2 protein-coding genes and 1 pseudogene are annotated in these 1,988 nt (G+C 67.0%); all 3 read right to left on the bottom strand.

The window, feature by feature from the left end:
* Window positions 1-162 (bottom strand): annotated as a pseudogene (gene esxG, locus AC5Y5W_RS24840) (type VII secretion system protein EsxG); the annotation flags it as partial.
* Between the two features lie 53 nt (window positions 163-215).
* Window positions 216-1,667, bottom strand: coding sequence for a PPE family protein (locus AC5Y5W_RS24845; protein WP_500013635.1), 1,452 nt, complete (start codon window positions 1,665-1,667; stop codon window positions 216-218).
* Between the two features lie 3 nt (window positions 1,668-1,670).
* Complete coding sequence (locus AC5Y5W_RS24850; RefSeq protein WP_500013633.1) at window positions 1,671-1,979, bottom strand: PE family protein; 309 nt, start codon at window positions 1,977-1,979, stop codon at window positions 1,671-1,673.
* Window positions 1,980-1,988: the final 9 nt, after the last annotated feature.

Below are 1,988 nucleotides of genomic sequence, written 5' to 3' on the forward strand. Positions count from 1 at the left end.
AGAAGCCTGAAACGCCGCCGAAGACTCCCCCACATGAAACGCCTGCGCCGACAAAGCCTCCTGCTCAGCCTGCCCAATCGTGGACCGCATCAACCCCGCCTTCGCCGCAAACGCCGACTGCGACGCCACCAACTGCGGAATATGGGCATCCAACAAACTCATCACTCACATCCTTTGCTCATCGATTTCCAGTCATCGTGATACACCGTTCTGCTTCAGTTGTGCTCTCCCCCTTCGCCGTTGGAGCCAGGGGGCCCGTCGGGCTGCCAGCTGCCCGGCACCATCGGCATCGCCGGTCCCCCGCCGAAGCCGTTGCCGGTCAGTGTGGTCAGCCCTGCCGCATCGCCGATGGTGTCTTTACCCACCGTGCCGGCAAACCCCAACCGCCCCGCTCCGTTTTCCGACGCCACCGCGGCAGCGACTGGCTGCTTAACCGGCCCCGCATCCCAGTCCGGGTCGACCTCGACGTTCATATCGGCGAACTCGTCGGCGTGGTCGTACAGCGCCGCCCGTCGCCGCCGCCTGGCCCGTGTTTTCTGTCGACTCGACACTCCCGCGGCAGCGGCGGCCGGAATGTGGGACGCCGGCGACTTGGCACCCTCACGGTCATGCAACGTCGGACCGGGCCCACCCGGTGGGCCGAAACCGGCTACGGCATAACCGAAACCGGCAGCCGCCGGCGCGGCCGCCGGCGCGGCACCGGCCGCCGCCCCGGCTGCGGGAGCCGAAGCCGGGGTCGCCGCGGGTGTGGCCACCCCGGGAGCCAGGCCGACGACCGGCATGGACCGGGCAGCGGCGGCGACGGGAGGTCCCACGACCGCGGGTGTCGTAATGGGTGCCGGCGGCGTTGCCGTCATCAGTGAATTGACGCCCAGTCCGATGAGCAGCGGCAGCAGGATCGGGGCGCTCAAGATCATTGCCCAGGTCGGCCAGCCGATCAGGTTGAAGAACACCTGATACCCGACAAAGAACGCGAGCACCAAGGGATTCGCCAGTAAGAACGGGAATATGTCCTTGAGCTGGTTGAGCATATCCCGGAGGGATTTCAGCAGATCCGAGAGCCAAGACTGCGCCTGCACGGGTGCGTTGTTCTGCAGCGTCGAAGCGTTGCTGCTCTCCCCCACACCGGGTTTCATCACGTGCGGCGCGGGTGTGGTGCGCGGCGCGGATGCCAATGCCGTGCCGGAGACTGCGTGATAGGTCGTCATCGTGGTGGCGGCCTGAATCCACATCCGCACGTAGTCGGCCTCGTTGAGTGCAATCGGGATCGTGTTAATGCCGAAGAAGTTGGTCGCCACCAACACGCCGTGGATCATGTGGTTGGCGGCCAGTTCGGGCAGCGTCGGCATCACGGCCAAGGCGGCGGTGTAGGCGGCCGCCGCGGTCTCGTGTTGTGCAGCCGCGCCGGCGCTGTTCGCACTTGCCAGCGCGAGCCACGCCAGGTAGGGCGCATGGGCAGCGACATACTGTTCAGCGCTTGGGCCTTGCCAGCTTCCCGCCTGCACCCCACCCAGCACTGTGGTGAGTTCTCCTGCCGCCGATGCATATTCGGTGCTCAATGACGTCCACGCCGCCGCGGCCGCCAGCAGCGACCCTGGACCCGGACCGCTGCTCAACAACGCCGAATGCACTTCCGGCGGTGAGGCCATCCAGATCGGCGCGATCATGTGTCAGCTGCCGGCAACCAGGTAGGACGAGGCCGCGGCGGCATCTCCAACGGCATAGCTGACCCCGGACTGACCGACACCGACACCGGACCGGCCCAGCTCTTCGACACCCTCGGCGGCCACTGCGGCATGTTCGCTGCCTTGGGCGCTGAATCCCACTGCAGTCTGCAGCGATACCGGATCAGCCGCTGAAGGCACCACCGCAGTGATCAGCGGGGCCGCGCCCGCGTGCGCCGCTGCCAGCCGGGCGGTGATCGCTTCCACGGCAGCGCTGGCCGCGGCTAGACCTTCGGGAACAACTTGCAGCGTCATGGCAGGTAC

The organism is Mycobacterium sp. NGS51 (genome assembly GCF_059812525.1).

Excerpts from the sequence above, each read along its gene's own strand:
- AC5Y5W_RS24845 (WP_500013635.1), bottom strand. The coding sequence starts at position 1,667 with ATGATCGCGCCGATCTGGATGGCCTCACCGCCGGAAGTGCATTCGGCG.
- AC5Y5W_RS24850 (WP_500013633.1), bottom strand. The coding sequence starts at position 1,979 with ATGACGCTGCAAGTTGTTCCCGAAGGTCTAGCCGCGGCCAGCGCTGCC.